25 protein-coding genes and 1 pseudogene are annotated in these 25,838 nt (G+C 62.9%); 18 read left to right on the top strand and 8 right to left on the bottom strand.

Annotated elements, in window-relative coordinates; translation table 11 throughout:
• Positions 1-14 precede the first annotated feature (14 nt).
• The 9 genes from ahcY to LDZ28_RS13015 all read left to right on the top strand — a co-directional run bounded on the left by ahcY (position 15) and on the right by LDZ28_RS13015 (position 10,158).
• Positions 15-1,436: an adenosylhomocysteinase gene (gene ahcY / locus LDZ28_RS13055; RefSeq protein ID WP_244826522.1), complete on the top strand. Its 1,422-nt coding sequence runs from the start codon at positions 15-17 to the stop codon at positions 1,434-1,436.
• Between the two features lie 96 nt (positions 1,437-1,532).
• A complete protein-coding gene (locus LDZ28_RS13050) occupies positions 1,533-1,886 on the top strand; it encodes a phage holin family protein (RefSeq protein WP_244826521.1) in 354 nt (117 codons plus the stop codon).
• Between the two features lie 40 nt (positions 1,887-1,926).
• Positions 1,927-2,766: a methylenetetrahydrofolate reductase [NAD(P)H] gene (gene metF / locus LDZ28_RS13045; protein WP_244826520.1), complete on the top strand. Its 840-nt coding sequence runs from the start codon at positions 1,927-1,929 to the stop codon at positions 2,764-2,766.
• 366 nt (positions 2,767-3,132) lie between these two features.
• A complete protein-coding gene (locus tag LDZ28_RS13040; protein ID WP_244826519.1) occupies positions 3,133-4,764 on the top strand; it encodes an ABC transporter substrate-binding protein in 1,632 nt (543 codons plus the stop codon).
• 149 nt (positions 4,765-4,913) lie between these two features.
• Positions 4,914-5,924: an ABC transporter permease subunit gene (locus LDZ28_RS13035; protein ID WP_244826518.1), complete on the top strand. Its 1,011-nt coding sequence runs from the start codon at positions 4,914-4,916 to the stop codon at positions 5,922-5,924.
• An 87-nt stretch (positions 5,925-6,011) separates the two neighbouring features.
• On the top strand, positions 6,012-6,932 hold the full coding sequence (locus LDZ28_RS13030; RefSeq protein ID WP_244826517.1) for an ABC transporter permease subunit: 921 nt from the start codon (positions 6,012-6,014) through the stop codon (positions 6,930-6,932).
• A 1-nt stretch (position 6,933) separates the two neighbouring features.
• Positions 6,934-7,926, top strand: a complete 993-nt coding sequence (locus LDZ28_RS13025; protein ID WP_244826516.1) for an ABC transporter ATP-binding protein — start codon at positions 6,934-6,936, stop codon at positions 7,924-7,926.
• Complete coding sequence (locus LDZ28_RS13020; protein ID WP_244826515.1) at positions 7,923-8,927, top strand: peptide ABC transporter ATP-binding protein; 1,005 nt, start codon at positions 7,923-7,925, stop codon at positions 8,925-8,927. The genes LDZ28_RS13025 and LDZ28_RS13020 overlap by 4 nt, the downstream gene beginning before the upstream one ends.
• Positions 8,928-9,051: 124 nt before the next feature.
• A complete protein-coding gene (locus LDZ28_RS13015; protein ID WP_244826514.1) occupies positions 9,052-10,158 on the top strand; it encodes a TraB/GumN family protein in 1,107 nt (368 codons plus the stop codon).
• A 13-nt stretch (positions 10,159-10,171) separates the two neighbouring features.
• Here the strand turns inward: LDZ28_RS13015 and LDZ28_RS13010 are convergent.
• From LDZ28_RS13010 to pxpB, 5 genes and pseudogenes are all read right to left on the bottom strand, one after another.
• Positions 10,172-11,127: pseudogene (locus LDZ28_RS13010) on the bottom strand (DUF979 domain-containing protein).
• A complete protein-coding gene (locus LDZ28_RS13005) occupies positions 11,124-11,843 on the bottom strand; it encodes a DUF969 domain-containing protein (RefSeq protein WP_244826513.1) in 720 nt (239 codons plus the stop codon). Before LDZ28_RS13005 ends, LDZ28_RS13010 begins: the two are co-directional and overlap by 4 nt.
• A gap of 106 nt (positions 11,844-11,949) precedes the next feature.
• Positions 11,950-12,705: a 5-oxoprolinase subunit PxpA gene (gene pxpA, locus LDZ28_RS13000; RefSeq protein WP_244826512.1), complete on the bottom strand. Its 756-nt coding sequence runs from the start codon at positions 12,703-12,705 to the stop codon at positions 11,950-11,952.
• A gap of 22 nt (positions 12,706-12,727) precedes the next feature.
• Positions 12,728-13,774 (bottom strand): biotin-dependent carboxyltransferase family protein, encoded by a 1,047-nt coding sequence (locus LDZ28_RS12995; RefSeq protein WP_244826511.1) that lies wholly within the window; start codon positions 13,772-13,774, stop codon positions 12,728-12,730.
• Complete coding sequence (gene pxpB / locus LDZ28_RS12990) at positions 13,771-14,424, bottom strand: 5-oxoprolinase subunit PxpB (protein WP_244826510.1); 654 nt, start codon at positions 14,422-14,424, stop codon at positions 13,771-13,773. The genes LDZ28_RS12995 and pxpB overlap by 4 nt, the downstream gene beginning before the upstream one ends.
• Positions 14,425-14,605: 181 nt before the next feature.
• On the opposite strand from pxpB, the gene LDZ28_RS12985 reads away from it, so the two are divergent.
• On the top strand, positions 14,606-15,118 hold the full coding sequence (locus tag LDZ28_RS12985) for a winged helix DNA-binding protein (RefSeq protein ID WP_244826509.1): 513 nt from the start codon (positions 14,606-14,608) through the stop codon (positions 15,116-15,118).
• A 1-nt stretch (position 15,119) separates the two neighbouring features.
• Here LDZ28_RS12985 and LDZ28_RS12980 read toward each other — a convergent pair whose 3' ends face one another.
• Positions 15,120-15,737 carry a 5-formyltetrahydrofolate cyclo-ligase gene (locus LDZ28_RS12980; RefSeq protein WP_370652140.1) on the bottom strand — a complete coding sequence of 206 codons (618 nt, stop codon included), beginning with the start codon at positions 15,735-15,737 and terminating at the stop codon, positions 15,120-15,122.
• Positions 15,738-15,745: 8 nt separating this feature from the next.
• Between LDZ28_RS12980 and LDZ28_RS12975 the strand changes: the two genes are divergently transcribed.
• The 4 genes from LDZ28_RS12975 to LDZ28_RS12960 all read left to right on the top strand — a co-directional run bounded on the left by LDZ28_RS12975 (position 15,746) and on the right by LDZ28_RS12960 (position 20,651).
• Complete coding sequence (locus LDZ28_RS12975; protein ID WP_244826507.1) at positions 15,746-17,713, top strand: lytic transglycosylase domain-containing protein; 1,968 nt, start codon at positions 15,746-15,748, stop codon at positions 17,711-17,713.
• 120 nt (positions 17,714-17,833) lie between these two features.
• Positions 17,834-18,790, top strand: coding sequence for a complex I NDUFA9 subunit family protein (locus tag LDZ28_RS12970; RefSeq protein WP_244826506.1), 957 nt, complete (start codon positions 17,834-17,836; stop codon positions 18,788-18,790).
• Positions 18,791-18,801: 11 nt separating this feature from the next.
• Positions 18,802-19,425, top strand: coding sequence for a glutathione S-transferase family protein (locus LDZ28_RS12965; protein WP_244826505.1), 624 nt, complete (start codon positions 18,802-18,804; stop codon positions 19,423-19,425).
• Positions 19,422-20,651 carry a multifunctional CCA addition/repair protein gene (locus LDZ28_RS12960; protein WP_244826504.1) on the top strand — a complete coding sequence of 410 codons (1,230 nt, stop codon included), beginning with the start codon at positions 19,422-19,424 and terminating at the stop codon, positions 20,649-20,651. The genes LDZ28_RS12965 and LDZ28_RS12960 overlap by 4 nt, the downstream gene beginning before the upstream one ends.
• Positions 20,652-20,654: 3 nt before the next feature.
• On the opposite strand, the gene LDZ28_RS12955 is transcribed toward LDZ28_RS12960, so the two are convergent.
• Together LDZ28_RS12955 and LDZ28_RS12950 are read right to left on the bottom strand one after the other, a co-directional pair.
• Positions 20,655-20,849, bottom strand: a complete 195-nt coding sequence (locus LDZ28_RS12955; protein ID WP_244826503.1) for a DUF2905 domain-containing protein — start codon at positions 20,847-20,849, stop codon at positions 20,655-20,657.
• A 9-nt stretch (positions 20,850-20,858) separates the two neighbouring features.
• On the bottom strand, positions 20,859-22,064 hold the full coding sequence (locus LDZ28_RS12950) for a class I SAM-dependent methyltransferase (protein ID WP_244826502.1): 1,206 nt from the start codon (positions 22,062-22,064) through the stop codon (positions 20,859-20,861).
• A 13-nt stretch (positions 22,065-22,077) separates the two neighbouring features.
• Here LDZ28_RS12950 and LDZ28_RS12945 point away from each other — a divergent pair, with 13 nt between their 5' ends.
• The 4 genes from LDZ28_RS12945 (at position 22,078) to glmU (ending at position 25,778) form a co-directional block, all read left to right on the top strand.
• Positions 22,078-22,923, top strand: a complete 846-nt coding sequence (locus LDZ28_RS12945) for an SDR family oxidoreductase (protein ID WP_244826501.1) — start codon at positions 22,078-22,080, stop codon at positions 22,921-22,923.
• Between the two features lie 35 nt (positions 22,924-22,958).
• Positions 22,959-23,360, top strand: a complete 402-nt coding sequence (locus LDZ28_RS12940) for a dihydroneopterin aldolase (RefSeq protein WP_244826500.1) — start codon at positions 22,959-22,961, stop codon at positions 23,358-23,360.
• The gene (gene ttcA, locus LDZ28_RS12935; RefSeq protein ID WP_244826499.1) at positions 23,357-24,316 is read left to right on the top strand and encodes a tRNA 2-thiocytidine(32) synthetase TtcA; all 960 of its coding nucleotides are present in this window, start codon (positions 23,357-23,359) and stop codon (positions 24,314-24,316) included. Before LDZ28_RS12940 ends, ttcA begins: the two co-directional genes overlap by 4 nt.
• A 97-nt stretch (positions 24,317-24,413) precedes the next feature.
• Complete coding sequence (gene glmU / locus LDZ28_RS12930; RefSeq protein WP_244826498.1) at positions 24,414-25,778, top strand: bifunctional UDP-N-acetylglucosamine diphosphorylase/glucosamine-1-phosphate N-acetyltransferase GlmU; 1,365 nt, start codon at positions 24,414-24,416, stop codon at positions 25,776-25,778.
• Positions 25,779-25,838 lie beyond the last annotated feature (60 nt).

Raw genomic sequence — 25,838 nt, 5'->3', positions numbered from 1 at the left:
GAAAGGAGGGCGTGATGAACGCCGCAGTTCTCGATTCCAAGAATTCCCAGGATTACGTTGTTGCCGACATGTCGCTCGCCGCATGGGGCCGCAAGGAACTCGACATCGCCGAAACGGAGATGCCCGGTCTCATCCAGACGCGCGAGGAATACAAGGCGCAACAGCCGCTGAAAGGCGCGCGCGTCGCAGGCTCGCTGCACATGACCATCCAGACCGGCGTGCTGATCGAAACGCTGACCGCACTCGGCGCCGACGTGCGCTGGGCATCGTGCAACATCTTCTCCACGCAGGATCACGCTGCCGCCGCCATCGCCGCGGGCGGCACGCCGGTGTTCGCGTTCAAGGGCGAATCGCTCGACGAATACTGGGAGTTCTCGCACCGCATCTTCGAATGGCCGAACGGCGAATTCGCCAACATGATTCTGGACGACGGCGGCGACGCCACGCTCTTGCTCATCCTCGGTTCGAAGGCCGAAAAAGACCGCTCGGTCATCGGCAAGCCGACTAATGAAGAAGAAGTCGCGCTGTACAAGTCGATCGCTTCGCACCTCGATGCCGACCCGACCTGGTACTCCACGCGCCTCGCGCACATCCAGGGCGTGACGGAAGAAACGACCACGGGCGTGCATCGTCTGTATCAGATGGAGAAGGAAGGGCGTCTGCCGTTCCCGGCCATCAACGTGAACGATTCGGTCACGAAGTCGAAGTTCGACAATCTGTACGGCTGCCGCGAATCGCTCGTGGATGGCATCAAGCGCGCCACCGACGTGATGATCGCCGGCAAGATCGCGGTCGTGGCGGGCTACGGCGACGTGGGCAAGGGCTGCGCGCAGTCGCTGCGCGGTCTGGGCGCCACTGTCTGGGTCACGGAGATCGACCCGATCTGCGCGCTGCAAGCGGCAATGGAAGGCTACCGCGTCGTGACGATGGAATATGCCGCCGACAAGGCCGATATCTTCGTGACGGCAACGGGCAACTACCACGTCATCAACCACGACCACATGAAGGCGATGCGCAACAACGCCATCGTCTGCAACATCGGTCACTTCGACTCCGAAATCGACGTCGCTTCCACGCGCCAATACTCGTGGGACAACATCAAGCCGCAAGTCGATCACATCATCTTCCCGGACGGCAAGCGCATCATTCTGCTGGCCGAAGGACGTCTCGTGAATCTCGGCTGCGCAACCGGCCATCCGTCGTTCGTGATGTCGAACTCGTTCACGAACCAGACGCTCGCGCAGATCGAACTGTTCACGCAAGGCGACAAGTACGAGAACAAGGTGTATGTGCTGCCGAAGCATCTCGACGAGAAGGTCGCGCGTCTGCATCTGGGACGTATCGGCGCGGAACTGACGGTGCTTTCGACGGAGCAGGCCGGTTATATCGGCGTCGACAAGAACGGTCCGTTCAAGCCGAACCACTACCGCTATTAATCCGCTACTGACAAGGCACGCGGCGGCGTGGCCGCGCACGGATCGGGAGGTTCGTGCGCGGTACAAAGACACATTGCATCAACCGGAGAACACTCGATGACCGTGCTGCTGACATGGCTGATCAACGCGCTCGCGCTTCTGATCATCACCTATCTCGTGCCGTCGATCCACATCCGCAGTTTCGGCACGGCGCTCATCGTGGCCGTGGTGCTCGGGCTCATCAACGCAGTGCTGCGCCCGGTGCTCATCATTCTCACGTTGCCCGTGACCATCCTGACGCTCGGCCTCTTCATCCTCGTGGTGAATGCGCTGTGTTTCTGGCTGTGCTCGTCGCTCTTGAAAGGCTTCGAGGTGACGGGTTTCTGGTCCGCGTTCTTCGGCTCGATTCTCTATAGCATCGTGTCGTGGCTTCTGTCGGCGCTCATCTTCGGACAGCGCAACTTCGGCTGACGCCGCGCACACACGCCTCCCCGCGCGTACACACACCATCATGAAACCGATCGAACTTTCATTCGAGTTTTTCCCGCCGAAGACGCAGGAAGGTGTGGACAAACTGCGCGCCTCGCGCGCGCAACTGAAAACGCTCGCGCCGAAGTTCGTCTCCGTGACGTTCGGCGCGGGCGGCTCCACGCAGCAAGGCACGCTCGACACCGTGCTCGAAATGGCCGCGGAAGGCTTCGAAGCGGCGCCGCATCTGTCTTGCATCGGCTCGTCGAAAGACAGCCTGCGCGCGATTCTTTCGCAGTATCGGGAGCACGGCATTCGCCATATCGTCGCATTGCGCGGCGACTTGCCTTCGGGCATGGGTGAAGTCGGCGAGTTGCGCTATGCGTCCGAACTCGTGGCGTTCATTCGCCAGGAGCACGGCGACTGGTTCAACATCGAAGTGGCGGCGTATCCGGAGTTCCATCCGCAATCGCGTTCGCCGCGCGCCGATCTCGAAAACTTCGCGCGCAAGGTAAAGGCGGGCGCGAACTCCGCGATCACGCAGTACTTCTTCAACGCGGACGCCTACTTCGAATTCGTCGATGAAGCGAAAAAGCTCGGCGTCGATGTGCCTATCGTGCCGGGCATCATGCCGATCACCAACTTCACGCAGTTGATGCGCTTTTCCGAGATGTGCGGCGCGGAAGTGCCGAAGTGGATCGCGCGCCGGCTCGAAAGTTACGGCGACGACCGCGAGTCGATCCGCGAATTCGGCGTCGATGTGGTGACGGGTCTGTGCCAGCGTCTGATCGACGGCGGCGCGCCCGGCTTGCATTTCTACACGCTCAACGGCGCGTGGGCGTCGAAGACGGTTTGCGAGCGGCTCGGCGTCAAGAGCGTCTGAGTTTGTTTTACCCGCGCGGCGTTCGTCCGCGCGGTTCTTACTTTCCTCCTCGTTTAGCACTTTTTTCGGGCGTTTTAGTACCCGACGGCGCACTTTGCGCACGCTGCCGGCACCTTGCGCGGATATTTCGCCATCCGAGCTATCACGCTTAGGCATAGGCGATAACCTAACCGCATCGAACCAACCGGCAGCCGTAAATCCAGTGGGGAAAACGACCACACACGTAATATTTGTTCATGCTAGGGTAGCGCCCGAATTTGCTTGCGCCGTTTCATCCGGCAGATTCGCACGGCTGGCAGCACCGCCGATGCGATCAAGTAATATCGCGCTACGTCAGTTGAAAGCTGGCATCGACCTGGAGGAAACATGAAGAAGAATGGCCTGTTGCGAGTCGCCCGCGTGTCGGCGCTCATGGGCGCCGTCGCCACGGCAACGCTATTCGCGGCGAACGTCGCGAATGCCGCCATCCCCAACAAGACGCTGGTGTACTGCTCGGAAGGCAGTCCCGCCGGTTTCGATCCCGCGCAATACACCACCGGCACCGACTTCACCGCGAACACGTTCACGGTTTATAACCGCCTCGTCGAATTCGAGCGCGGCGGCACGAAGGTCGAGCCGGGTCTCGCCGAAAAGTGGGACGTGTCGGCGGACGGTTTGACCTACACCTTCCATCTGCGTCACGGCGTGAAGTTCCAGACGACGTCGTACTTCAAGCCGACGCGCGAATTCAACGCGGATGACGTCCTCGTCACGTTCAACCGCATGCTCGACCCGAACCAGCCGTTCCGCAAGGCGTACCCGGTTGCGTTCCCGTACTTCACGGACATGGGCCTCGACAAGCTCATCGCGAAGGTGGAGAAGGTCGATCCCTACACCGTGAAGTTCACGCTCAAGGAAGTGAACGCGCCGTTCATCCAGAACATGGCGATGGAATACGCGTCCATTCTCTCGGCCGAATACACGGACAAGCTGGTGAAGGACGGCAAGGCCGCCGACATCAATCAGTATCCGGTTGGCACGGGACCGTTCATCTTCCGTAGCTATACAAAGGATGCGACCATTCGCTTCGACGGCAATCCGGATTACTGGAAGCCGAACGCGGTGCAGGTGTCGAAGCTGATCTTCTCGATCACGCCCGATGCCGCCGTGCGCGTGCAGAAGCTGAAAAGCAACGAATGCCAGGTGATGAGCTATCCGCGTCCGGGCGACATCGAGTCGCTCAAGTCCGCATCGAATCTTGATACGCCGTCGCAGGCCGGTTTCAACGAAGGTTACGTGGCCTATAACGTGACCAAGAAGGGTCTGGACAACACCGACGTGCGCCGCGCGCTCGACATGGCGATCAACAAGAAGGCGATCATCGATTCCGTGTATCAGGGCGCGGGCCAGGCGGCCACCGCTCCGATGGCGCCGACTCAATGGTCCTACGACAAGAACCTCAAGACGAGTCCGTACGATACGGCCAAGGCCAAGGATCTGCTTGCGAAGGCCGGCTTTCCGAACGGCATGGATATCGACCTTTGGGCCATGCCCGTGCAACGCGCGTACAACCCGAACGCACGTCTGATGGCCGAGATGATCCAGGCCGACTGGGCGAAGATCGGCGTGAAGGCAAAGATCGTGTCGTACGAATGGGGCGAGTATCTCAAGCGCGCGCACGCGGGCGAGCATCAGGCGCTCTTGATCGGCTGGACCGGCGACAACGGCGACCCCGACAACTGGCTCGGCACGCTGCTCGGTTGCGACGCGGTGAAGGGCAGCAACTTTTCGAAGTGGTGCTATAAGCCGTTCGACGATCTGGTCGTGAAGGGCCGTTCGACGAGCGACGTCGCGGCGCGCACGAAGGCCTACATGGACGCGCAGCAGATCTTCGCGCAACAGCTGCCGTTCTCGCCGATCGCGCATTCGACGGTGTATCAGCCGGCCAGCAAGAAGGTGACGGGCCTGAAGATCGAACCGCTCGGCTATGTCCGTTTCGACGGCGTGGGCATGCAGTAAAGCGAGAGCATCCGCAAAACGCAGCTTGCAAGCGGAACGCTTTTTGCACTAAACCATAATTAGTCGAACAGGGCCGGCGGCGCGGGTCGAAAACGATCCGCGCCGCCGGTCACTCTTCCAAATCCCCAAGTACGAACCAAAGGGCGATCATGTTCCGATTCGTTTTGCGACGCATAGGAATGGTGATACCGACGTTCATCGGCATTACGATTCTCGCGTTCGCGCTCATCCACCTGATCCCGGGCGACCCCATCGAAGTGATGATGGGCGAACGCGGCGTGGACCCGGCGATGCACGCCGAAGCCATGAAGCGCTTAGGTCTCGACGAGCCTTTGCCGCTTCAATATCTCCACTACGTTGGCCATGCGCTCAAGGGCGATCTCGGCATGTCGATCATCACCAATACGAGTGTGATGAGCGAATTCATGGCGCGCTTTCCGGCGACCGTCGAACTCTCCATCTGCGCGATGATCTTCGCGCTCATCGTCGGTCTGCCGGCGGGCGTGGCGGCGGCGCTCAAGCGCGGCACGGTGGTCGATCATGGCGTGATGGGCACCGCGCTCACGGGCTATTCGATGCCGATCTTCTGGTGGGGCTTGATCCTCATCATGTTCTTCTCGGCGAGGCTCGGCTGGACGCCGGTGTCGGGGCGGATCGCGGTGGAATACGACATTCCGCACGTCACGGGCTTCATGCTGATCGACTCGATCTTCTCCACCGATGAAGGCGCGTTCAAGTCCGCGGTGAGCCATCTGATATTGCCGACCATCGTGCTCGGCACGATTCCGCTCGCGGTGATTGCGCGCATGACGCGTTCGTCGATGCTCGAAGTGCTGCGCGAGGACTACATTCGCACGGCGCGCGCGAAGGGGCTTTCGCCGTTGCGGGTGGTGATCGTGCATGCGTTGCGCAATGCGCTGATTCCCGTGGTGACCGTGATCGGCTTGCAGGTTGGCACGTTGCTCGCGGGCGCGGTGTTGACGGAGACGTTGTTCTCGTGGCCGGGCGTCGGCAAGTGGCTGATCGATGCCATTTCGCGTCGCGATTATCCCGTCGTGCAGGGCGGCATTCTGATGATCGCGTCGCTCGTGATCTTCGTGAATCTGATCGTCGATCTGCTGTACGGCGTGTTGAATCCGCGCATTCGCCATACAAGGTGAACATGTACCACCCCCACGCTCACATTCGTTCGCTGCCCCCCGAGGGGGCGCATGCCTCTCTTGAGGCGGCTCGGCGAGAGGCATGATATGGCCGACATTCAAAACAACCTACCCCCCCAGGCAGTAACACCGCCACCCAGCGGCCGCATGGTCGCGGGCCGCGAGTTCTGGGCGAACTTCTCGCGCAATCGCGGCGCAGTGGTCGCGGGCTTCATCGTGCTCGTGCTGATTCTGGTGGCGCTCACCGCGCCCGTGATCGCGCCGCACAGCCCCATCGAGCAATATCGCGAATACGTGAAGATTCCGCCCGCGTGGCTCGAAGGCGGCAACCGCATGTTCCTGCTCGGCACCGATGAAGCCGGCCGCGACATTCTCTCGCGTCTCATGTACGGCGCGCGGCTGTCGTTCTGGATCGGCTTCGTATCGGTCGTGCTCGCGCTCATTCCGGGCGTCGTGCTGGGGCTCATGGCCGCGTTCTTCGGCTGGCTCGATACGCCGATCATGCGCATCATGGATGTGCTCCTCGCGCTGCCTTCGCTCTTGCTCGCGGTCGCCGTGGTCGCGATCATCGGGCCGGGGCTCGTCAACACCATGCTTGCCATCGCCATCGTCGCGCTGCCGGGTTATGTGCGTCTGACGCGCGCATCGGCGCTTGGCGAATTGCAAAAGGAATACGTGACGGCATCGCGCGTCGCGGGTGCGGGCGTTGTGCGGCTGATGTTCTCGCAAGTGCTGCCAAACTGCGCCGCGCCGCTCATCGTGCAGGCGACGCTCGGATTTTCATCGGCCATTCTGGACGCCGCCGCGCTCGGCTTCCTCGGCTTGGGCGTGCAACCGCCCGCGGCCGAGTGGGGCGCCATGCTGGCTTCGGCGCGCGATTACATCGAAAGCGCATGGTGGATCGTCACGATGCCCGGTCTCTCCATCCTGATCTCGGTGCTCGTCATCAATCTGCTCGGCGACGGTCTGCGCGACGCCCTCGACCCGAAACTGAAACGGATGGGATGACATGAACGATCTACTCACTATCCGTAATCTGCAAGTGACGTTCGGCGGCACACAGGCGGTCGATCGCATCGACCTCTCGGTCAAGCCGGGCGAAGTGGTCGGCGTGGTCGGCGAATCCGGCTCGGGCAAAAGCGTCACGATGATGGCGCTCATGGGCCTGATCGATGCACCCGGCAAGGTCTCGGCCGATCAGGTCACCTTCGATGGGCGAGATTTGCTGAAGGCCTCGGCGCGCGAGCGTCGCAAGATCATCGGCAAGGACATCGCGATGGTGTTTCAGGACGCGCTGACGAGCCTGAACCCGAGCTACACGGTCGGCTATCAGATCAAGGAATCGCTGAGACTGCACGAAGGCTTGCGCGGCGACGCACTCAACAAACGCGCGCTCGAACTGCTGGATCAAGTCGGCATTCCAGATGCGAAAAGCCGCATCGACGCGTTTCCGCATCAGATGTCGGGCGGCATGAATCAGCGCGTGATGATCGCAATGGCGGTCGCCTGCAATCCTAAACTCCTGATCGCCGACGAGCCCACGACCGCGCTCGACGTGACCATTCAGGCGCAGATCATGGAACTGCTCGTGCGCTTGCAAAAGGAACGCGGCATGGCGCTCGTGCTGATTTCGCACGATCTCGCGGTGGTGTCGGAAGTGGCGCAGCGCGTCGCGGTGATGTATGCGGGCGAGATCATCGAAACGAATCACGTCCCTGCCATTTTCAGCGAGCCGCATCATCCGTACACGGAAGCGTTGCTCGCCGCGATTCCGGAACATAGCCGCGGCGCGGATCGTCTGGCGGCGTTGCCGGGCATGGTGCCGGGCCGAGACGACAGACCCAGTGGATGCCTCTTTGCGCCGCGCTGCAAATATGCCGTCGAGGACTGCTGGAAGGGGCGGCCGAATCTGTTCCAGCTCGACCCCAACGACGCGGCCGTGCGCGCGCGTTGCATCAAGCCGTTGAATGTCGAAGTGGTGGTGGAAGGAGGCGCGCGATGAACGCCGTACCGAAGGAAATCAACAAGGACATCGTGCTCGCCGCCGATCAGCTCACGCGGCATTACAGCGTCAAGCGCAGCATGTTCGAACAGGGCACGGTGAAGGCGCTGAACGGCGTGTCGTTCGAGTTGCAGCGCGGGCGCACGCTTGCTGTCGTCGGCGAATCGGGTTGCGGCAAGTCCACGCTCGCGCGTCAGTTGACGATGATCGAAACGCCGACATCGGGCCGTCTTCTGATCGATGGCGAGGACGTGGCGGGCGCGAGCAAGGACAAGATCGCCGCGTTGCGGCAGCGCGTGCAGATGGTGTTTCAGAACCCGTTTGCCTCGCTCAATCCGCGTAAGACCGTCGAGCAGACGCTCGGCGAGCCGCTCGCCATCAACACGAAGCTCAACGCAACCGAACGCGCTCAACGCATTGCGCAGATGATGCGCACCGTCGGCCTGAGACCGGAACACGCGACGCGCTACCCGCACATGTTTTCGGGCGGTCAACGGCAACGTGTGGCGATTGCGCGCGCGATGATTCTCGACCCGCAAATCGTCGTCGCCGATGAACCCGTTTCCGCGCTCGATGTCTCGATCCAGGCGCAGATTCTCAATCTGTTCATGGACCTGCAAGCGCAGTTCGGCACGAGCTACGTGTTCATCTCGCACAACCTGTCGGTGGTCGAGCATATTGCCGATGACGTGATGGTGATGTACTTCGGCGGCGTGGCCGAACTCGGCGACAAGAAAACCATCTTCGCGCGACCGCGTCATCCGTACACGCGCGCCTTGATGTCGGCAACGCCCGCGTTGTTCGAGGAAGATCGCCGCATCAAGATCAAGCTGCAGGGCGAAATGCCTTCGCCGCTCAATCCGCCATCAGGCTGCACGTTTCATCAGCGCTGCCCGTACGCGATCGATCGTTGCAGAACCGAGGAACCGGCGCTGCGCGTCGTCGACGGGCGGCAAGTCTCGTGTCATCGCGCCGAGGAGGTAGGTGACGTGGAGGTTTGAATCGCATCGACGCGCGGTTTGACGCGCGCCAGCTTCGTTCAAAGAAGGCGGCGCGCGGTCAAGCTCCAAGTCGATTGTCTCGAAGCGACAGCGCGTGTCCAGCGGGTCGCGTGAATGTTTTAAGATGTCGCTCGTGCCGTATTCATATGACCAGCCGCGCGCCGCGCGCGTGGCGTCCGCCAGAGCGACAGCCATTGTGCTGTCGTTCGTACTGTTCATGGCAGGCGCGGTCGTTACGCCATCCGGTTTTGCGGTCGTCGGATCGCGTACGCCGGCAGGTGGCACTCCGCAGCCCGCAGGCGGCGCGGACGTAGCGGCGGCACCGGGCGCATCGGCACCCGCGCCGGCCGTGGATCGATCCGATGGCACGACGGCAAGCGGCCCCGTGCGCGCGGCGCCGGCGCGCATGCCGTTCTACGTTGCGACCAAAGGCACGACCACCATCTATTTGCTCGGCACGCTGCATGTCGGTTTCGCGACCGACTATCCGGCCGAACAGCCGTTTCGCCAGTCGATACTGGCTGCGCTCTATGCATCGCCCACACTCGCGCTCGAAATCTCTCCCGACGAACTGCTCGTTTCGCAAGAGGACGTGAATCGCTTCGGCATGTGCCGCAGCGAATGTCTGATCGATTATTTGCCGGATTCAATGTGGCAGGCGGTGCAAGCGCGCATGCGCAACAATCCCGATGCGCTGAAGGAATTGCGGCACACGCGTCCGTGGCTCGCGTCGATGCTGATCGAAACATACGACACGCTCAAGGCCGGTTTTCAGAGCGAGTACGGCACCGAGGCGCAGTTGCAGAATGTCTATCTGCATGTGCGAGGAAAAATCGTCGGGCTCGAAACCTTGAACGAACAGATATCGACGTTCACGCGTCTGACTTCCGCGCAACAGCGCGAGATGCTCGCACAGGATCTCGTGCAGACGCCAACCGAAAACATCGCCGACGTGAAAGAGCTGCACCGGCTCTGGCGAATCGGCGACGCGGACGCGCTCAAAGCCTGGGACGACGCCAAGGGCAACAAGCTTGCGCGCTCGAAGCCGCTCGCGGATCAGGTGGATAACCGCGTGGTATATGAGCGCAATCGCCGCTTCGTCGCGCGGATGGTGCAACTGGCAGCGCCCGACAAGCCGGTGTTCGTGGCTATCGGGGCGCTGCATCTCGGCGGGTCGCGCGGCGTGCTCGAATTGCTGAGAAAGCGCGGCTTCGTCGTGGTGGCTGGCTGAACGCTTTGCCGATTCAGATGAACATCAGCCAGTTCAGCAAAAAGATGTTCACGATCAGAAGCGACAACGCCGTTGGCACTTGCACCTTGATCACCGCGTTCTTGTCGGGCAACTCCAGCAACGCCGCCGGAACCATGTTGAAGTTCGCGGCCATCGGCGTCATCAGCGTTCCGCAGTAGCCCGAGAACATGCCGATGGCGGCCATCGTCGCCGGATTGCCGTGGAACACGCCGACGAGAATCGGTACGCCGACACCGCCCGTCATCACTGGAAACGCGGCGAAGCCGTTGCCCATCACCATCGTGAAAAGCGCCATGCCGACGACATAGACCGTCACCGCGACGAGCCGATAGTCGAGGTTGATGTAGGCCGTCGTCACATGCGCGACCGCCTTGCCGACGCCTGCGTCCGAGAACACGAGCCCGAGCATGCCGAGCATTTGCGGCAGCACGGCGGCCCACGAAAGCGCGTCGATGAGACGGCGCGCCTCGCGCATCGACTGGCCGACGGTATCGCGCGTCATGACGCACGCCACCGCCAGCGCGATCACGCAGCCTATGCCGAAGCCGATCAGCGTCACGTTCTTCAACTCGATCAACGGTTGCCCGCCGAAGACGAGATGGCTCGCGCCGAGCGTCAGGATCACGGTGACGACCGGAATGGTCAGCGCGGGCACGAAGAGCTTGTTGCCGAGCCGCGCGGCGCTCTGCCGGCGCGTTTGCTCCGACAGCATTTTCGGCTTCGCGCCGGTCACGCCGCCGAGTCCGGCGATGAGCGCCATCGCTATCACGAGCCGCCGACGACCGCGGGCGGCAGCCAGTCGCCGATCAGGAACACGAGCGCATACACGAGCCAGAACACGCCCGTCGTCAGGCGGCGCGGATGCGACTTGTCGGTGAGGATCATGCCGGCGACCACCACCAGCACGATGCCGACGAGATAGAAGAGATAGTTGATGGTGAGCGTCATGCTTTCTCTCCCGCGAGATTGCGCGTGAGCGCGCCGAGTTCGCGCGTCAGGCGCCGGTCGAGCAGCCACAGCCGAAAGCCGTGGATGAGGAACGCGCAGAACGCGGTCGGAATGCCCCACACGGCAACATGCATGGGTTCCACGACGATGCCCGCTTCCTTGAGGAACGTGACCATCAGCACGATGGCGCCGAACGCCACGAAGATGTCCTCGCCGAAGAAGAGGCCGACGTTGTCGGTTGCCGCCGAATATGCGCGCAGCTTGTGGCGCACCGCGTCGGAGAGCTTGCCGTAACGCGTTTCGGCGGCGCCTTCGGCCATCGGCGCGAGGAGCGGTCGCACCATTTGCGGATGGCCGCCGAGACCCGTGAGGCCGACCGCCGCCGTCAGTTCGCGCACGAGCAGATAGACGATCAACAGGCGCCCGACCGTCGCCGCGCGAATGCTCGATATCCACGTCTGCGCGCGTTCACGCAAGCCATGCCGTTCGAGCAGGCCGATCACCGCGAGCGGCAGCAAGATGATGAGCGGAATATTGCGCGTCTTCAGAAAGCCGGTGCCGATGGTGGTCAGAATGCGCTCCACGGGAAAGTGCGCCGCGAAGCCGGTGACGATCGCCGCTGCGGCGACGATCAGCATCGGATTGAAGCGCAGCACGAAGCCCACGATGATGACGGCCACGCCGATGAGCGGCCATAAGTTGACTGCGGTTGCCATGAGATCTCCAGACCAGGGGTTAGACATCGCGCCTCGAAGCGGACGCGTAAATAGCGCTTGTTAAAACGCCCCGGCAGGCGGGGCGTTCGATGCATCGGAAAATCGCTTATTCGGCGCGGGCGGCGCGGGCGGCGCGGACATCGACGCCCGCATCGGCGAGCGCGCCGCGAATGCGTCGCGCGAATTCGAGTGCGTGCGCGCCATCGCCATGCAGGCAGATGGTCTGCGCCTTGAGCGGCACCCATTCGCCGGACACGGCCTGCACGCGTTGCTCGCGCACCATCGCGAGCGTGCGGTCGAGCACTTCGGTTTCATCCTCGAGCAGCGCGCCCGGTTCCTTGCGCGGCACGAGCGAGCCATCCGCGCGATAGCCGCGATCCGCGAAGACTTCCTCGATGGCGACCAAGCCCGCGCGCCGCGCCGCATCGACGAGACCGCTGTTGGCGAGACCGAAGATCAGCAGCGACGGATCGAAGTCATGCACGGCGGAGCAGATGGCATCCGCTATCCCGGGGCTTTTCGCGGCCTGGTTGTAGAGCGCGCCGTGCGGCTTCACATGCGCGATACGTCCGCCTTCCGCCCGCGCAATGGCCGACAGCGCGCCCAGTTGATACAGCACGCCCGCGTAGATTTCCTCGGGCGGCAAGTCCATTTCCTTGCGGCCGAAGTTCTCGGGATCGTTGAAGCTCGGATGCGCGCCGATCGCCACGCCTTTTTGCACCGCCCAGCGCACGCACTCGCGCATCGCGGTGGCGCCGCCCGCATGCCAGCCGCACGCGATGTTCGCGGAGCTGACGAGTTCGAGCAGCGCTTCGTCGGTGCCGCAGCCTTCGCCGAGATCGGCGTTCAGATCGATTTCCATGATGTCGTATCGTTCAAAGTCGTTACGTTGATTTAGCCAGACGCGCGCAGCGTTCCTCGTGCATCGCGATGGCCGTGCCCACCTGACTGACATAGCGCCGCTCTTCGGCGAGCGCATGGCGTGCTTCTTCCAGCGACGTTTCGATGAAGCGCACGCCGCCGTTCAACCGCACTTGCGCGAGCTTCCACAAATCCGCCTTGATGACCGCGCCGATCTTCGGATAGCCGCCCGTGGATTGCGCGTCGCCCATCAGGACGATGGGCTGGCCGTTCGGCGGCACTTGAATCGTGCCGGGCAAGACCGCGTGCGACAGCAGTTCGATTTTCTCGCCGCGTTCGAGCTCCGTGCCCGCAAGGCGAAAGCCCATGCGGTTGCTGTTTGGCGTGATGGTCCATTCCTCGTTCCAGAAGTCGCGCTGCGCCTTCTCCGTGAAGCTCGCGTATTCCGGACCGCGCAGCACGCGAATCGGCACGGCCCAGTCGACGCCCGGCGCATGTCGGCCGCGCCGCACGGGTTCATCGACGAGCACGAACTTGCACCACGCGGGCGCCTTCACGCCGAAGGCCGGTTCTTCCGGCGAAAACGCGATGCCCTTGTGCGGTTGCGGCACGCCGACGGGCAAACGGTCGCCGTCGGCAAGCGCGCGTCCGCCCAGGCCGCCGAAGCATGCGCCGAGGTCGGTGCTGCGTGAGCCGAGCATCGGCAAGACGTCGATACCGCCCGCAATGCACACGTAGCCGCGCATGCCGCGCTTGGCCGCGCGCAGCGTCAGTTCCTGGCCCGCGCGCACGGGCAGACTCCACCACGAATAAACCGGCTCGTCGTCGAGCGTCGCGCCGAAGTCCGTGCCGGTAATCGCCACGCGCGTCGCGCGCGAGAAGCGCAGCACGGTCGGCCCAAACGTGACTTCAATACCCGCCGCATCCGCCTTGTTGCCGACGATACGATTGCCGATTTCCAGCGACAGCGCATCGAGCGCGCCGCCCGAACTCACGCCGAGATGCCGATAACCGTGGCGCCCGAGATCCTGCACGGACGAGAGCACGCCCGCGCGTTTTACTTCGATCATGCGCGCACCTCCAGCGCCGTGAAGCGCACGCGGTCGCCGGGCTGCATGAGCGTCGGCGGGTTGCGGGCCGGATCGAAAAGCTTGAGGTCGGTGCGGCCGAGCAGATTCCATCCACCGGGCGATACAGCGGGATAGATACCCGTCTGCGCCCCGCCGATGCCGACCGAACCCGCCGGCACTTCGAGGCGCGGTTCCGCGCGGCGCGGCGTGTGCAGCGCGGGATCGAGGCCGCCCATGTAGGCGAAGCCCGGCTGAAAACCGAGAAAGAAGACGACGTATTCGGCTTCGGTGTGACGCTTCACGACTTCATCGACGGAAAGGCCGACGTGCTTGGCGAGCGAACTCAGATCGGGGCCGTCCGCGCCGCCGTAGCGCACCGGAATCTCGATCTCCGCGCCGCCCGTATCCGATGGCGTGGCCGCTTCCCAACCATCTTCGAGTTGCGCCGCGAGGGCTTCGTAATCGGCTTCGAGCGGGTCGAAGACGATGGTCAGGTTGTTCATGCCCGGCACGACTTCGACGACGTGCGGCATGAGCCGCGCGATGTCGGCGAGCGCCCAGATGCGGCGCTGACAATCGAGCGTCGCCGGTGGCGCGGATTCGCACACGAGCGCGTTGTCGCCAAGCGGATGAATACGTGGTTTCGTCATGCCTCTCTGGTCCCTTGCGCGCGCCGTCCATGCGGCCAGCAACGCGTCAGAATGCTACATTGTCAATAAATTATCGACAATTTATCAATAAGCGTTTGTTCGGAGTGTAGTTCGTGACGCAAGGTCGCGGCTGCGCGATATCGTTCGGATACACTCCACGCACTTTTCAACGGTCCTCGCCATGTCGCGTCACCCTACCAAGATCGTCTCGTCCGAGCATCTCGTGTCAGAAGTCAGCGCCGAGTTATCGGAGTTCGAATACGCGCTCATCATGGTGAGCAACGCGTTCAATCGCTGGATGGTGCGTTGCATGTCGGCGGCGGGCGCGAAGGACATGACCGCCGTGGAAGTATCGCTGCTGCATCACGTGAGCCATCGCGATCGCAAGAAAAAGCTCGCCGACATCTGCTTCGTCCTGAATATCGAGGATACCCACGTTGCCACGTATGCACTCAAGAAACTGGTGGCGCGCGGTTACGTTAAAAGCGAGAAGACGGGCAAGGAAGTGTTCTTTTCCGCAACGGCGGCAGGGCGCGAGTTGTGCGGGAAGTATCGTGAAGTGCGGGAGAGCTGTCTCATGTCGACGCTGCGCGAAAGCGGGCTGACAAACGAGCAGATTGGCGACGCCGCGCAACTCATGCGCAACGCATCCGGTCTTTACGATACCGCCGCGCGCGCGGCGACATCGCTTTGAGTCAGTAGATGGCAGCCTCGGTGACGATGGCTCCAAGCGGCAAGTCGTGGGTCTCGCGCGGGAGCGCATCGCATTTGCCCGATTCGTAGGCAATCCCGATAGTCACGGGGCGCTCGCCATTCGGCCAGGCGGCGAGCGTGCGATCGTAGTAGCCGCCGCCGTAACCCAGTCTCAAGCGCTGGAGATCGAAACCGACGCATGGAATCAGCAACAGATCCGGCGTCACGCGGATTTCCTGGGCAGGCACGGGAATGCGATAGCGGCCTTCGTTCATCGGCATTTGCGCATGCCATGCGTGGAAGGCCATCGGCGCCTTGGGCTCGACCACCACGGGCAACGCGGCGGCGCGCGTCGCGTCTGCCGCGAGCCAGCGAGTGAGCAAAGCGCGTGCATCGAATTCGCCCGCAACGGGCCAATAAAAGCCGATGCACTTGACCGCATGCTCCGCGAGCAACGCCTCGATGCGTGTCGCGAGCGCCTTGTTTCTTTCGGCTTGCGCGGGATCGTCACGCTGTGCTTCGCGGCTTGCGAGAAGCGTGGAACGCAATGCGCTTTTAGGTTTCGCGCAAACGTTGCGTGCTATGCTTTCAACCGATCTTTGGACCACCTCGCGCTCCAGTAATAACGATGTCAAAACGCCTCGACCGAGTATATCTTGCGGCTGGTACCGCACTTGCCGCAGTGACGCTCGTCGCTTGTGGAACAGCTTCCGCGGTTCGCCCCGACGAAGACTTCTCGCCGTCGTCCGACGACCGCATCTTCATGCAGTTGCGCGATGCCGCGCGCGCGAACGATCCGGCCAAAGCCGGCGTTCTTGCCGCGCAAATCCCGAACTATCCGGCGCCGAGTTACGTCGAGTACTTCACGATCAAGCCGCAACTCTTCGATTCGCAAGGCCACGCGCGCATCGACGCGCCCGATGCGCCGGTGCTCTCGTTCCTGCAGCGCAACGACGGCCAGGCCATTGCCGACCGCATGCGCAACGATTATCTCGTCGTGCTCGGCAGCCGTCACGACTGGAAGAACTTCGAGCAGCAATATGCCCGCTTCGTGCTCAACGACGACACGCAGGTCAAGTGCTATGCACTCGAAGCGCGTCTCTCGAAGGGCGAGAACGTCGCGGAAGCGGCGCGCGCGCTGCTCGTCGATCCCAAATGGTACGGCGACGGCTGCGTCGATCTCATCGGCGCACTTGCGGAGTCAGGCCAGTTCACGAGCGACGACATCTGGCAGCAGATTCGCATCGCTTACGAACAGAACTACACGTCGACCGGATCGAATATCGTCGAAGCGCTCGGGCAGGAAAAGCCGAAAGGCTCGCTTCTCGACGACGCGGTCAACAAGCCGCCGCTTTACCTCGCGCGCGGCGTCATGCCGAACACGCCGGCGCACCAACTGACCTTGCTCGCCATCACGCGCATGGCTCGCAACGATCCGGCAATGGCCGCGGCCACGTTCAGTTCGGTCGCGCCGAGTCTCACTGCGCAGGAACGCGCGATCGGCTGGGGCACCATCGGCTATCAGGCGGCGATCAAGCGCATGCCGGCCGCGTCGGACTGGTATCGGCTATCGGCGAACGCGCAGTTGTCGAACCCCGCATATGAATGGCGCACGCGCAGCGCGCTGCTTGCGGGCGACTGGAACATGGTGCGCTGGTCTATCGACCAGATGCCGCCCACCTTGCGCAGCCAGCCTGCGTGGACTTACTGGCACGGCCGCGCGGTCAAGCAAGCGGGCGACGCCGCAACGGCCAATCAGGAATTCCAGTCGATCGCGGACCAATACAACTTCTACGGCCAGCTCGCGCTGGAAGAAACCGGCCAGAAGATCAGCGTCCCGCCGCGCACCACCGTGAGCGATGCTGAAATCGCGCAGATGCAGTCGGTGCCGGGCTTCGCGCTGTCGCAACGTTTCTACTCGCTGAACATGCGGCTCGAAGGCAACCGCGAATGGAACTGGCCATTGCGCAGCATGACGGACCGGCAACTCATCGCCGCCGCGCAGTATGCAAAGCGCATCGAACTGTTCGACCGCACGGTGAACACCGCCGACAAGACTAAGACCGAGCACGACTTCACGCTGCGTTATCTGTCGCCGTTCCGCGATATCGTCGAGCGCGATGCGCAAACCACCGGGCTCGATATCGAATGGGCATACGGGCTTATCCGCCAGGAATCGCGCTTCATCATCAACGCGCGTTCGGAAGTAGGCGCGGGCGGCTTGATGCAACTGATGCCTGGCACGGCGCAACTCGTCGCCAAGAAAATCGGCATGGGTCCGGTGTCGCGCGCGCAAATGAACGACATCAACACCAACATTCTGCTCGGCACAAATTACCTGTCGATGATCTACAATCAATTCGATAACTCACCCGTGCTCGCCACTGCCGGTTACAACGCAGGTCCCGGCCGGCCGAAGCAATGGCGGCAGGATTTGCGCGCGCCTGTCGAGGGCGCGATTTTTGCTGAAACCATTCCGTTCACCGAGACGCGCGATTACGTCAAGAACGTGCTGTCGAACACCGTCTACTACGCGGCACTGTTCGAAGGCCGTCCGCAATCGCTGAAGACGCGGCTGGGATATATCGCGCCGTAGTTCTTTTGCACCGCGCGTCGCGGTTTCGTTGCACGAATAGACGGAACGGGCGCGCGGCTGCCCCTTCGCCGTTCGCATTCGTCAAAGCGCACTCACAAAGCCGCGACTCTAGAGGCGAATATGCGACATCAAAAGGTAGCGCTCATCGGCGGTTCGGGTTTCATCGGAAGTCATCTCGTCAACGCGCTGGTCGATCTCGGCAAGAACGTGCGAATTGCCACGCGGCGCCGTTCCAACGCGGCGCATCTGACGCTTCTTCCCGTCGATGTCATCGAAACCGATATTCACGATCCCGCGCAACTCGCGGCTTTCGTCGCGGAGGCCGACGCGGTGATCAACCTCGTCGGCGTGCTGCAAGGGCGGCGCGGCGAGCCTTATGGGCCTGAGTTCGAGAAAGCACACGTCGAGTTGCCGCGCAAGATCGCGGCGGCGTGCGCGGCGAAAGGCGTGCGCCGGCTGCTGCACATGAGCGCGATCGGTGCGGATTCGGAAGGTCCGAGCATGTATTTGCGCTCGAAGGGCGATGGCGAAAAGGCGGTGCGCGACTCGGGCCTCGACTGGACCATTTTCCGAAGCTCCGTCGTTTTCGGTCCCGAGGACAATCTGCTGAACCAGTTCGCCTTCCTCGAACGCATGTTCCCGGTGATTCCGCTGGCTTGCGCCGACGCGCAGTTCCAGCCTATTTTCGTCGGCGACGTGGCCAAGGCCATGGTCAACGTGCTCGACCTCGACGCGGCCAACCGCATGGTCTACGAGCTCGCGGGGCCGGGCGTCTTCACGCTCGCGGAGCTGGTGCGCTTTGCGGGCGCGACCATCGGCAAGCATTCGCGCATCATCAAGTTGCCCGAGAGCCTTGGCCGCCTTCAGGCGATGACGCTCGAACTCGCGCCCGGTGAACCGCTGATTTCGCGCGACAATCTCGATTCCATGAAAACGCCGAATATTGCGAGCGGCCCGCTTGCGCCCGAACTGGGCATCGGCGAACCGGCGAGCATCGAGGCGATTGCGCCGTTGTATCTGACGGGCGCGTCGAATCGCTCGCGCTTCAATTCTTTTCGCGCCACGGCGCATCGCTGAACATCGATCGCATGAAACTCGTCATTGGTGACAAGAACACGTCTTCCTGGTCCATGCGCCCTTGGGTGCTGATGAAGCACTTCGGCATTCCCTTCGAGGAAACGCTGATCCGTCTCGGTCAGCCCGATACCAAGGCGCGCATTCTCGAAGTGTCGCCATCGGGCAAGGTGCCGTGTCTCGTCACCGACGACGGCGCCTCCGTGTGGGAGTCGCTTGCGATCATGGAGACCCTCGCCGAGCGCCTTCCCGACCACGCGATGTGGCCGCGCGATGCCGGTGCGCGGGCACATGCGCGCAGCATCAGCGCCGAGATGCACGCGAGTTTCGCTGACTTGCGTCAGTCGATGCCCATGGAAATTCGCACGCACGCGCCAGGCAAAGGCGCAAGCGAAGGCGCATTGGCGAATATCGCGCGCATCGAAGCGTTGTGGGCCGATTGCCTGGCGAAGTCGGGCGGGCCGTTTCTGTTCGGCGAGTTCGGTATTGCGGATGCCATGTTCGCGCCGGTCGTCATGCGCTTCAATTCCTACGAGCCGTCGCTTGACCATGAATCGCGTGCCTATGCGCAGCGCGTGACCGCATTGCCCGCGGTCGCGGCGTGGATCGAGGATGCAAAGCAGGAAATCGCGCAATGAACATTTACGCGGTTGGCGGCGCGATCCGCGACGAGTTGCTCGGCGTGCCGGTGGTGGATCGCGATTATGTCGTGGTTGGAGCCACGCCCGAGCAAATGGTGGCGCAAGGCTATAAGCCGGTGGGCAAGGATTTCCCGGTGTTTTTGCATCCGCGGACGCACGAGGAATACGCGCTCGCGCGCACCGAGCGCAAGACGGCGGCGGGGTATCACGGCTTCCAGTTTTACTACTCGCCGGACGTGACGCTCGAAGAGGACTTGACGCGGCGCGATCTGACCATCAATGCAATGGCGCGCGAAGTGAATCCCGATGGCGAACTGACCGGCCCGGTGATCGATCCGTTCAACGGCCGCGCCGATCTCGCGCAGAAACTCTTCCGGCATGTGGGCGATGCGTTCATCGAAGACCCGGTGCGTATTCTTCGTCTCGCTCGTTTCGCGGCGCGCTTCGCCGATTTTTCAGTCGCGCCGGAAACCGAAGCGCTGATGAAGAAAATGGTCGAGGCGGGCGAAGTCGATGCCCTCGTGCCCGAGCGCGTATGGCAGGAAGTCTCGCGCGGTCTGATGGAAAAGAAGCCTTCTCGCATGTTCGAGGTCCTGCGCGGTTGCGGCGCGCTGGCGCGCATTCTCCCCGAAGTCAACGCGCTTTGGGGCGTGCCGCAACGCGCCGACTACCATCCCGAAGTGGACACCGGCGTCCACGTGATGATGGTGGTGGACTACGCGGCGTCGCAGGGGTTTGCGTTGCCGGTGCGCTTCGCCGCGCTCACTCACGATCTCGGCAAGGCGACCACGCCGGACGATATCCTGCCGCGCCATCTTGGTCACGAAGGGCGCAGCGTCGATCTCCTGAAGCCGCTTTGCGACCGCTTGCGCGTGCCAAACGAGTGCCGCGATCTGGCGGTACTCGTCGCGCGCGAGCACGGCAACATTCATCGCGTCATGGACGCGGGCGCGGCCGCGCTGGTGCGCCTCTTCGAACGCGCCGACGCGTTGCGCAAACCCGCGCGTTTCGCGGAAGCCTTGCAGGCATGTCTCGCCGATGCGCGCGGTCGGCTCGGTCTGGAACAGCAGCCTTATCCACAGGCTGAACGGCTGCGCGAGGCGCTAGTCGCGGCCCGTTCCGTCGATGCCGGCGCGGTCGCGCAACGCTTCGCCAATCAGCCCGCGCGCATAAAGGACGCCGTGCACGATGCGCGGGTCGAAGCGGTGAAGGCGGTTCTGTAACGGCTAGAGCGCGCGCGCGATCAGCGACAGCAACATCGACAGCAGCAGCGTCGACATGAACGGAAACGAGTATTCGCGTCCAAAGATGCGCAGCGTGAAATCGCCCGGCAAGCGCCCGACGCCGAGCTTGCGGAGCCACGGCCAGCAAGCCGACAGCACCATCAGCGCGACAAACGTAGTCAGAAGCCAGCGGATCATGGCAATGGCTCAGAGCGTATGGGAACGGTCGCCGGCCGAGAAGGCGTCGAGCGTGCCGGGAATGCCGCGCGAAAACGCGATCACCTTGAAGAGTTCGCCCATCTCTGCTTCCGAAAGCAATTTCTGCACGGCGTTGGCGGCGGGCAAAAAGCGCCGTACGTCGGCGGGATCGAGTTCGTTGAGTACGTCGGTGATACCGGCGTTCATCAGAAAGCGCGCCTGCGACGTGAAGCCCAGCAGATCGGCGCCGGCTTCCGTGCCTGCTTCCGCGATCCCCGTGAATTCGACGTGCGCCGTGATGTCCTGCAAGCCCGGATAGAGAAACGGGTCCGTGTGCGCGCGATGCCGGCAATGACACATCAACGTTCCGGTCGCGCGCTGCGCGTGATAGAACTCGCGGCGCGGAAATCCGTAGTCGATGAAAAACGCCGCGCCGCGCGTGAGCATGGTGCAAACGGTCTTCGTGAAGCCGAGCGCCGCCTCGTGCGTTTCGGTCACGTATTCGGTGAATGGCTCGTCGTTGGCTTCGTCGATGGCGGCATCGATCAATTCGATTTGCTCGTCGATTTCCACGGGATGGTCATCGAAAGCAAAACGGTCGTTCAGCACGACCACGCCGCGCTCGTGCCACGCGCCGAGCTTGCGCACCACGAGCCGCACCGGCATGGCGTCCAGCACTTCGTTGCCGATCACCACGCCTTCGAACGAATCCGGCAATGCATCGAGCCAGATGACCTTGGCGGCGAGCGAGGGCGCCTGCGCTTCGATTGTCTCGCGCTGGCGCGCGCGCAATTCGCCGGAAAGATCGACGATTGCGTAACTATCGAAGGCCACGTCTAGTTCGGCTAGCGCGTTGAGCAAACCCGCCGCGAGCTTGCCCGTGCCCGCGCCGAACTCCATCAGCCGGCGCGTGCCGCTCTGTTCGAGCGCCTGCGCCACGGGCCGCGCGAGCGTCGTTGCGAACAAGGGCGACAATTCCGGCGCGGTGACGAAGTCGCTGCCGTCTTCCGCGCGCCGGCCGAACTTCATCGCGCCGCCGCTGTAATAGCCGAGTCCGGGCGCATACAGCGCGAGGTCCATGTAGCGGTCGAACGGCAGCCAGCCGCCCGCCTCGGCGATACGCTCGCAAATCAGCGCGGAAAGTGCGTCGGACTGGGCGAGTGCATCCGCGCCGGGAGCAGGTAAACTGTCGGATTGTCGAGCTTTCGGATTCATCCCAGTATTGTAAATGAGCGCCTCCACGCCGTTATCTTCCGCAAATTTGCCGCTTTCGCCCGCTTCGGCTGCGCGGGCCCGCGTCGTACTCGTGACCGGCGGCGCCAGGCGCATAGGGCGCGGCGTCGCGCTGGAATTCGCTCGCCAGGGCTGGGACGTCGCCGTGCACTACGGCGGCTCTGCGCGTGAAGCGCTCGAAACCGTCGCCGAAATCGAAGCGCTTGGCCGGCGCGCGGCCGCATTGCACGCGGATCTCGGCATCGAAGCGGACGTGGCGCGGCTCGTGCCGGCGTGTGTCGAGGCATTCGGCGCGCTGAATTGCGTGGTGAACTGCGCATCGCGTTTCGACGAAGACACGGCCACCGACTTCGGCTACGCAAAGCTGCTCGAGATGACCGCGATCAACGTCGCCGCGCCGCTCACGCTTGCGCGTCTGTTGCACGAAATCACGCCTGAATCCGCCGCCGATGACGACACGCAACGCGGCGTTGTCATCAACGTGCTCGATCAGAAGCTGTACAACATGAATCCGGATTACCTGTCGTACACGCTCACGAAGGCCGCGCTGGAAAACGCCACCGTCGCGCTCGCGCAGGCGCTGGGGCCGAAGCTGCGCGTCGTCGGCCTCGCGCCGGGACTGACGCTGATTTCCGCCGGGCAGACGCCGGAATCGTTCGCGGCGGCGCATCGCGTGACGCCGCTCAAGCGGGCGTCCACGGTGCGCGACGTCGCGGAGGCCGCGTGCTTTCTGGCGAACGCGCACGGCATGACCGGCACGACGCTCGTGGTCGATGGCGGCCAGCATCTCGTGCCGAGCCCGCGCGACGTGATGTACCTGTTCGGCGCGCCGAAGCTGTAGCCCGCGCGCCGCGTATCAACTTTTGGAACGAACCCATGCTTGCCGCACTTTCGCATCCCCGGCTGGCCGATTGCCGGCGGCTTTTTCTGCGCAACTACGAAGTGCGCATCAATATCGGTGTGCATGACTTCGAGAAGCGCGGCGAGCAACGCGTCGTGATCAACGTCGAACTGTTCGTGCCGCTCGCGCTGTCCACGCCCGTCGCGGACAAGCTCGCCGAAGTCGTCGACTACGACTTCATGCGCTCGACCATCGCCGAGCGCGTGAAGCGCGGCCACATCCATCTGCAGGAAACACTCTGCGACGATGTCGCCGCCGCGCTGCTCGCGCATCCGAATGTGCGGGCCGTGGTGGTATCGACAGAAAAACCCGACGTGTATCCCGACTGCGACGCGGTGGGCGTCGAAGTCTTCCGTATCAAAGAGGAACGAGCATGAACGCGCCCGAGACACTGCAAGCGCCCGACGAGCAAAAGCCCGCGCGCGAAGCGCTGACGCGCCGTCAGCAGAAGGAAGCCTACGAGAACAACAAGCTCTTCAAGCGGCTCGCGCGGCAAGTCGGCGAGGCGATCGGCGACTTCAACATGATCGAGGAAGGCGACAAGGTCATGGTGTGTCTGTCCGGCGGCAAGGACAGTTACGCGATGCTCGAAATTCTCATGCGCCTGCGCGAGCGCGCGCCGATCAACTTCGAACTCGTGGCCGTCAATCTGGATCAGAAGCAGCCGGGATTTCCGGAGCATGTGCTGCCCGAATATCTGAGCAAGCTCGATATTCCGTTTCATATCGAGAACCAGGATACGTACAGCATCGTCAAGCGGCTGGTGCCGGAAGGCAAGACGACGTGTTCGCTGTGCTCGCGGCTGCGGCGCGGCATTCTGTACCGCGTGGCGGGCGAACTGGGCGCGACCAAGATCGCGCTCGGGCATCATCGCGACGACATTCTGCAAACGCTGTTGCTCAACATGTTCTATGGCGGCAAGCTGAAGGGCATGCCGCCCAAGCTGCAATCGGACGATGGCAAGAACATCGTAATTCGCCCGCTTGCCTACGTGAAGGAAACCGATCTGGAAAAATACGCCGAGTTGCGCGAGTTTCCGATCATCCCGTGCAATCTGTGCGGCAGTCAGCCCAACTTGAAGCGCGCGGAAATGAAGGCGCTGGTGCGCGATTGGGACAAGCGTTTTCCCGGTCGAGTGGACAACATGTTCAACGCGCTGACCAATGTCGTGCCGTCTCATTTGATGGATCACAAGCTCTTTCCGTTCGCCGGATTGCGCGCGACGGGCGAGGCGGACGCAAATGGCGATATTGCCTTCGACGAAGAACCGTGCGCGAGCGAACCGTCCGGGCCGGCAAACGCGATTTCAATCGTGCAGTTCGACGACCTTTGAGCCTTTCCCGACAAGGCGCAGCGTGGCATTTACCGCACTGCGTCAAAAGGCCTGCGTGCTATATTGGCCGCAACCATTCTTCGCAAGAAATCCGTCAATGAACATCGTGATTCTGGCTGCCGGCATGGGCAAGCGCATGCGCTCCGCTCTGCCGAAGGTCCTTCATCCGCTGGCGGGCAAGCCGCTTCTCGCGCATGTCATCGACACGGCGCGCACGCTTTCGCCAACGCGGCTCGTCGTGGTGATCGGTCACGGCGCGGAGAAAGTGCGCGAAGCCGTCGGCGCGCCCGACGTGCAGTTCGCCGTCCAGGACAAGCAACTCGGCACGGGCCACGCGGTGCAACAGGCGCTGCCGCTGCTCGATCCCTCCGTGCCGACGCTCGTGCTCTACGGCGACGTGCCGCTCACGCGCGCAAGCACGTTGCAACGCCTGCTCGATGCTGCCGGCGGCGAACGCTACGGCGTGCTGACGGTAACGGTGGCTGATCCGACCGGCTACGGCCGGATCGTGCGCGATGCCAGCGGTTCCGTGCAGAAGATCGTCGAACAGAAAGATGCGAGCGAGGAAGAGCGGCGGATTGCGGAGATCAACACGGGCATTGTCGTTTCGCCCACGCGCACGCTCGAAGCGTGGCTCGCGTCGCTTAAGAACAACAACGCGCAGGGCGAGTTTTATCTCACCGATGTAGTCGAGCGCGCCATCGAAGCAGGCGTCGAAGTGGTGACGGCGCAGCCCGATGCCGAATGGGAAACGCTCGGTGTAAACAGCAAGATTCAGCTGGCGGAACTGGAGCGCGTGCATCAGCGCAACGTGGCTTACGCGCTGCTCGAAGCGGGCGTGACGCTCGCGGACCCGGCCCGCATCGACGTACGCGGCACGCTCGAATGCGGCGCGGACGTTTTCATCGACGTGAATTGCGTCTTCGAAGGCCGCGTGACGCTGGCGGATAACGTGACCATCGGTCCGAACTGCGTGCTTCGCAATGCCACCATCGGCACAGGCGCGCGCGTGGACGCGTACACGCATATCGAAGGCGGCAAGACCGGCGCGAATGTCGTGCTCGGGCCGTATGCGCGGCTGCGTCCGGGCGCGGTGCTTGGCGACGAAGCGCACGTCGGCAACTTCGTCGAAGTGAAGAACGCGGTGCTAGGCCACGGTTCCAAGGCGAACCACCTGACCTATATCGGCGACGCGGACATCGGCGCGCGGGTAAATGTCGGCGCCGGAACCATTACCTGTAACTACGACGGCGCGAACAAGCATCGCACGATCATCGAAGACGACGTGTTCGTCGGCTCGGATACGCAGCTCGTCGCGCCCGTGCGCGTAGGTCGTGGCGTGACCATCGCGGCGGGCACGACCGTGTGGAAGGATGTCGGCGAAGGCGAACTCGTGCTGAACGAGAAAGTGCAGGTCAGCAAGCCGGGCTACGTTCGCCCGGTCAAGGCGAAGAAGGTCTGAACAACGCGCGCGGACTGCATTGCGGCGCGCGCACGAAACTAAGTCTGAAAGGATCAACGC

The organism is Caballeronia sp. TF1N1 (genome assembly GCF_022878925.1).
In the GTDB taxonomy this organism is placed as follows: domain Bacteria; phylum Pseudomonadota; class Gammaproteobacteria; order Burkholderiales; family Burkholderiaceae; genus Caballeronia.
The sequence above is the reverse complement of the archived record's forward strand: the minus strand, read 5'-3'. Positions and strand labels throughout refer to the sequence as shown.